We start from the raw sequence: 5,964 nt of genomic DNA on the forward strand, positions 1-5,964 counted from the left end.
CTGAAATGCAGACCCTTCGGGTCGCATTTCCCCGATGAGGCGCAGCCTCATCAGGGGCGCGGGGAACTGCGCGACCAGCCCCCACGCACCCGCACCCGGCGACGAGACCGAAAGAGCCTCAGCGCTCGAAGGGCACCGAGACCGCCAGCATCATTTCCACCGGCGCGGAGCCATCGTTCCGGTACTCGTGGGCGACGGACGCCTCGAACGTCGCGCTGGCCCCCGCCGGCACCCGGTGCACGACCCCGTCGACGACCAGGGCCAGCTCACCGGAGGTCACGTGCAGCAGCTCCACCGTCCCCTGCGGATGGGGGTCCGACGGGCTGCCCTCACCCGGCGCGAGCCGCCACTCCCACATCTCGAACGGGCCGGGCGCCTCCGCGCCGACGAGGAGCCGGTTGTGGCTGCCGCCCTCCGTCGACCACAGCCGGACGGCCTGGTCGCCGGGGACGACCCGCACCTTCGGGCCCTGTTCGTAGTCGAGCAGGGTGGTGATGCTGACGCCGAGCGCGTCGCCGATCTTGACGACGGTGCCGATGCTGGGGTTGGTGCGGGCCTGTTCGATCTGGATGACCATGCCCCGGCTGACCCCGGCCCGGGAGGCGAGCGTGTCGAGGGTGAAGCCGCGCTCGGTGCGCCAGTGCCTGACGTTGCGGGCGAGCGACTGGGTCAGCAGGTCGAGGTCCGACACGTTCCGTCCATCGAGGGGCCTGGAGGGGCACACCTGGTTGCACCCCGACGTGCAGCAAACTGTACTCAGACCCGGTAGCGGCGCAGCGCGGGCATGGCGCAGGCGAGGCCCAGCATGGTGACGACGACCAGGAGCCCGCCCCCGACGACGGCCGCGCGGGGCCCGAACGCGGAGCCGGCCGAGCCGTGCAGCACGTCGGCGAGCCGGGGCCCGCCCGCGACGACGACGGTGAAGACGCCCTGCATGCGGCCGCGCATCTCGTCGGTGGCGGCGGACAGCAGGATCGCCCCGCGGAAGACCATGGAGACCATGTCGGCGACCCCGGCGAGCGCGAGGAACGTCACGGCGAGCCAGAGGTTGCCGCTGAGGCCGAACCCGGCGACGGCGAGCCCCCACGCGACGACCGCGCCGATGACCATCCAGCCGTGCCGCCGGGCTCGCGAGAACGTGCCGGAGAACAGCCCGCCGGCCACCGCCCCGACGGGGATCGCCGCGAACAGGAGGCCGAGGGCGAGCCCTTCCCCGTAGGGCGCGTAGGTCTCGGCGGCGAGCTGCGGGAAGAGGGCGCGGGGCATGCCGAGGACCATCGCGACGATGTCGGCGAGGAAGGACAGCAGCAGCACCTTGTGCAGGGCGATGTACCGGAAGCCCTCGGCGATCTCGCGCACTCCGGCGCGGCGGGCGACGGTGCCGAGCGGGGGCAGCGCGGGCAGCCGGTACACGGCCCAGACGGTGACGCACAGCGCGAACGCGTCGATGAGGTACAGCTCGGGCAGGCCGATCACGGGGATCAGGACGCCGGCGAGCAGCGGCCCGACGACCTGGCCGGTCTGCATGACGGTGGAGCCGAGCGCGTTGGCCGCGGCGAGCTGGCCCTCGGGCACGAGCCGGGCGATGGAGGCGTTGCGCGCGGGCGCGTTGAGTCCCCAGAACGCCTGCTGGAGGGCGAGCAGCACCATCAGGACGACGACGGAGCCGAGCCCGGTGACGGCCTGGAGCCAGAACAGGACCGAGGTGCCGGCGATGCCGCAGTTGGTGATGAGGAGCAGCTTGCGGCGGTCCATGGTGTCGGCGACCGCGCCGCCCCACAGCGCGAACACGACGAGCGGTACGAGTCCGGCGAGGCTCGCGGCGCCGACCCAGGCGGAGGATCCGGTGATGTCGTAGATCTGCTTGGGCACGGCGACGGCGGTGAGCTGGCTGCCGACGGCGGTGACGATCGTGGAGGACCACAGGCGGCGGTAGGCGGGGATCCGCAGCGGCCGGGTGTCCATCGCCCAGCGCCGCCGCCGTGCCGGTGTCTCGTCCGGCGCGGTGCCGGTGCTGCTCTCGCTGGTGCCTGTGCCGTCCACGCTCATCCTGATTGCTCGCTACATCTACCTGTGCGGGCATCAGTGTCGCAGTCCTGGCGCGGACGGTGTCGGGCGGTCTCAGGTGCCGGCGATGAGCAGGGCCCCCATCGCGAGCATCGTGACGGCGACGAGTCCGTCGAGGACGCGCCAGGCGGCGGGCCGGGCGAGGAAGCGGCTGAGCAGGCGGGCGCCGAAGCCGAGGGCGACGAACCAGACCAGGCTCGCGAGGGTGGCGCCGAGTCCGAAGGTCCAGCGCAGCGGGCCGCGGTCGGCGGCGACGGAGCCGAGCAGCAGCACGGTGTCGAGGTAGACGTGGGGGTTGAGCCAGGTCAGGGCGAGGCAGGTGAGCACGGCGCGGCGGCGCGAGCCGGTGGAGTCGCCCTCGGTCTGCAGGGCCGCGTCGCCGGGGCGCAGCACGCGCCGGGCGGCGAGGGCTCCGTAGCAGAGCAGGAAGGCGCCGCCGATCCAGCCGACGGCGGTGACCGCGCCGGGCCAGGCGACCACCAGCGCGCCGACGCCGCCGACGCCGAGGGCGATGAGCACGGCGTCGGACAGGGCGCAGATGCCGACCACGGCGAGGACGGCGTCGCGGCGGATGCCCTGGCGGAGCACGAACGCGTTCTGGGCTCCGATGGCGACGATGAGCGAGAGGCCGGTGCCGAAGCCGGCGGCCGCGGCGGTGAGAGAGGCGGTCATGGCCTCGACGCTACGGAGACGATCACCGCGCGTACAGCTAAAGATTTTTACGTAGCATTAGCCTGGCTTAAGAAGGTGGGGGAGAACGGGTGGTGTGTGGTGATCTCCGAGCTGCCGCTGGACCAGGTGCGGACGCTGCTGGCCGTCGTGGACGAGGGCACGTTCGACGCGGCGGCGGCCGCGCTGCACGTGACGCCGTCGGCGGTGAGTCAGCGGGTGAAGGCGTTGGAGCAGCGCACGGGCCGGGTGCTGCTCGTGCGCACGAAGCCGGTGCGGCCGACCGAGTCGGGGCAGGTCGTGGTGCGCTACGCCCGGCAGCTGGCGCGCCTCGAGCGGGACGCGCACGCGGCGCTCGGGATGGGCCCGGACGACGGGGCGACGCGGGTGACGGCGGCGGTGAACGCGGACTCGCTGGCGACCTGGTTCCTGGACGCGCTCGCCCGGGTCCCGCAGCGTCCGCCGATCGCGTTCGAGCTGCACCGCGAGGACGAGACGCGCACGGCCGAGCTGCTGCGCGAGGGGCTGGTGATGGCGGCCGTGACCTCGTCGCCGGAGGCGGTGGCGGGGTGTTCGGTGCGGGCGCTGGGCCGGATGCGGTATCTGGCGGCGGCGCACCCGGACTTCGTGCGGGAGCATCTGGACGGGCCGCTCGCGCAGGGGCTCGCGCGGGCGCCGGTGATGACGTTCGACCGCAGTGACGCGTTGCAGGACGCGTTCGTGCGGGAGCTCGGCGGGGCGGGGGCGGGCGGGGTGCGGCACGCGATGCCGACGTCCGACGGGTTCGCAGCGTCGGTGGCGGCCGGGCTCGGCTGGGGTCTGGTGCCCGAGGCGCAGGCGGCTCCGCTGCTGAGCGCGGGCCGGCTGGTCGAGCTGGCGCCTCAGCGCCCGGTGGACGTCCCTCTGTACTGGCAGCAGTGGAAGCTGGACTCGCCCGCCCTCGCGGCGGTGACCGAGGCGGTGACCGCGACCGCGGCGACGGCCCTGCGCCGCTGAGGCCGCACGGCCATGACCTACTGCCGGTCCTCCAGCTCGGACAGCGCGAGGAGCTGTTCCGGGGTGATGTCGGCGGGAATGGGGCGGGGCGCGGGCGTGCGCAGCGGTGGCTGCCAGCCGGCCTCCTCGTCCCAGGTCCGTACGACCTTGGCCGGTGCCCCGGCGACGACGGCGTGGTCGGGGACGGTGCCGCGCACGACGGCGCCGGCGGCGACGACCACGTTCCGTCCGAGGCGGGCACCCGGCAGGATCACGGCGCCGGTGCCGATCCAGCAGCCGGGGCCGATCTCCACGGGCTCCATGCGGGGCCACTGGCGTCCGACGGGCTCGTGCGGGTCGTCGTAGGAGTGATTGGTGGAGGTGATGTAGACGTACGGGCCCATGTAGACGTCGCTGCCGATGGCGACGGTCGTGTCGGCGACGACGTGGCCGCCGCGGCCGATGACGACGCCGTCGCCGAGGGTCAGGATCGGGTCGGGGCCGAGGTCGAGGTCCGGCATCATCCCGGCCGTCAGGGTGACCTGTTCGCCGATGATGCAGTGCGCGCCGAGCCGGATCCACGGTTCACCGAAGACGGTGCCCTGCGGGAACGCGAGCTTGGTGCCGGGGCCGATGGCGCGGAACCGGTAGCCGCCGGGCTGCTCCGCGGTGACGGCGCCGCGGCGCTGCGCCCACCGCCAGCCGGCCTGCACGGCGCGATGGGCGAGCCCGCCCCGGGCGGCCCGCCGTCCTGACGAGAACACGTTCCGGTTCTTTGGCACAGCGCCACGTTACTCACCCGTACAGCACTCCCCCACCTCGACGGCCTGTGATCTTCACCCCACGGGTACGGTTCGCTCAGGCGCGACGCAGGCGGAGCACGCCACGACTTGCAAGGAGCGGGATCGCATGGCCCACGAGGCACTCATCGCCGGGTTCGGCGGCAAGGAACCGAAGCTGGACCAGGACGCCTTCGCGGCGCCCAACTCCACGCTGATCGGCGACGTCACGCTGCACGCCGGGGCGAGCGTCTGGTACGGCGCGGTGCTGCGCGCGGAGTTCGAGCCGATCACGCTCGGCGCGGACAGCAACATCCAGGACAACTGCACGGTGCACGTCGACGCCGGGTTCCCGGTGACGATCGGGGAGCGCGTCTCGGTGGGGCACAACGCGGTCCTGCACGGCTGCACGATCGAGGACGACTGTCTGATCGGCATGGGCGCGACGGTGCTCAACGGCGCGGTGATCGGCGCGGGTTCGCTGGTCGCGGCGCAGGCGCTGGTCCCGCAGGGCATGGTCGTCCCGCCGGGTTCGCTGGTCGCGGGCGTGCCGGCGAAGGTGCGGCGCGAGCTCACGCAGGAGGAGCGCGAGGGCGTGACCTTCAACGGCACGGTCTACGTGGACCTGGCCCGCTCCCACCGCGAGGTCCACGAGAAGTCCGCCGACGCGAACTGACCGGCCCCGGGGGCCGGGGACCGGTACGGCGGAGCGTCACTCGCCCGCGGGCACCGGCTCCGGCCCGGTCTCCGCCTCGGCCGCCTCGGCCTTGGCGGCGGCCTTCGCGGCCTTGCGCTTGACGATCAGCATCGAGGCGATGCCGATGAGGACGGCCGCGCCGAGACCCACGTACGAGAAGCGCTTGAGCCAGTCCTCGGCGACGACGCCGATGTAGTAGATGACGGCCGTGGTGCCGCCGGCCCAGACGACGCCGCCCAGGAAGTTGGCGATGAAGAACTTCCAGTACGGCATGTGCAGGACGCCGGCCAGCGGGCCGGCGAAGATGCGCAGCAGGGCGATGAAGCGGCCGAAGAACACGGCCCACATGCCCCACTTCTCGAACGACCGCTCCGCGGTGGCCACATGGGCGGGCCCGAAGTGCCGCGGGAACTTGGCGCCGAGTTTGGCGAGGAGGGGCCGGCCGCCCTTGCGGCCGATCGCGTAGCCGATGGAGTCGCCGATCACGGCGCCGGCCGTCGCGCACACGCCGAGCACCAAGGGGTTCACGTCGCCGTGCTGCGAGGACAGCAGGGCGGCGGAGACGAGGACGATCTCACCGGGCAGCGGGATGCCGAGGCTCTCCAGGCCGATGACGCCCGCCACCAAGGCGTAGATGGCGACCGCCGGGATCGTGTCGAGCCATTCCTGGACGTGCAACGCCGTCGCCTCCCGTGCCGGTGCGGTGTCTCCCCGAGGCCCTGCCGTCACCTTCCCGCCGTCGCCCGGAGGGCGGCCGGGCGGCGTCTGGTGCCCGGC

The 5,964-nt window shown here is 73.3% G+C and carries 7 protein-coding genes; 2 read left to right on the top strand and 5 right to left on the bottom strand.

Translation table 11 applies throughout. The features are described from left to right. Positions 1 to 118: 118 nt before the first annotated feature. From ACFW9D_RS37685 to ACFW9D_RS37695, 3 genes are all read right to left on the bottom strand, one after another. The gene (locus tag ACFW9D_RS37685) at positions 119 to 691 is read right to left on the bottom strand and encodes a helix-turn-helix domain-containing protein (RefSeq protein WP_188340177.1); all 573 of its coding nucleotides are present in this window, start codon (positions 689 to 691) and stop codon (positions 119 to 121) included. Positions 692 to 756: 65 nt separating this feature from the next. Further along, positions 757 to 2,049, bottom strand: coding sequence for an MFS transporter (locus ACFW9D_RS37690; RefSeq protein WP_384629933.1), 1,293 nt, complete (start codon positions 2,047 to 2,049; stop codon positions 757 to 759). Positions 2,050 to 2,121: 72 nt separating this feature from the next. After that, positions 2,122 to 2,739: a LysE/ArgO family amino acid transporter gene (locus ACFW9D_RS37695; RefSeq protein WP_188340175.1), complete on the bottom strand. Its 618-nt coding sequence runs from the start codon at positions 2,737 to 2,739 to the stop codon at positions 2,122 to 2,124. A 96-nt stretch (positions 2,740 to 2,835) separates the two neighbouring features. On the opposite strand from ACFW9D_RS37695, the gene ACFW9D_RS37700 reads away from it, so the two are divergent. Further along, a complete protein-coding gene (locus ACFW9D_RS37700) occupies positions 2,836 to 3,732 on the top strand; it encodes a LysR family transcriptional regulator ArgP (RefSeq protein ID WP_223206215.1) in 897 nt (298 codons plus the stop codon). Between the two features lie 17 nt (positions 3,733 to 3,749). Here the strand turns inward: ACFW9D_RS37700 and ACFW9D_RS37705 are convergent, their stop codons facing one another. Further along, positions 3,750 to 4,493, bottom strand: coding sequence for an acyltransferase (locus ACFW9D_RS37705; protein ID WP_384629936.1), 744 nt, complete (start codon positions 4,491 to 4,493; stop codon positions 3,750 to 3,752). 127 nt (positions 4,494 to 4,620) lie between these two features. On the opposite strand from ACFW9D_RS37705, the gene ACFW9D_RS37710 reads away from it, so the two are divergent. Further along, the gene (locus tag ACFW9D_RS37710; RefSeq protein ID WP_188340173.1) at positions 4,621 to 5,166 is read left to right on the top strand and encodes a gamma carbonic anhydrase family protein; all 546 of its coding nucleotides are present in this window, start codon (positions 4,621 to 4,623) and stop codon (positions 5,164 to 5,166) included. 36 nt (positions 5,167 to 5,202) lie between these two features. Here ACFW9D_RS37710 and ACFW9D_RS37715 read toward each other — a convergent pair whose 3' ends face one another. Beyond that, entirely contained in the window at positions 5,203 to 5,865 is a 663-nt protein-coding gene (locus tag ACFW9D_RS37715) for a DedA family protein (RefSeq protein ID WP_384629938.1), read from the bottom strand. Positions 5,866 to 5,964: the final 99 nt, after the last annotated feature.

Origin of the sequence: Streptomyces sp. NPDC059524 (assembly GCF_042749255.1) — a bacterium.
Taxonomy (GTDB): Bacteria; Actinomycetota; Actinomycetes; order Streptomycetales; family Streptomycetaceae; genus Streptomyces; species Streptomyces xanthii.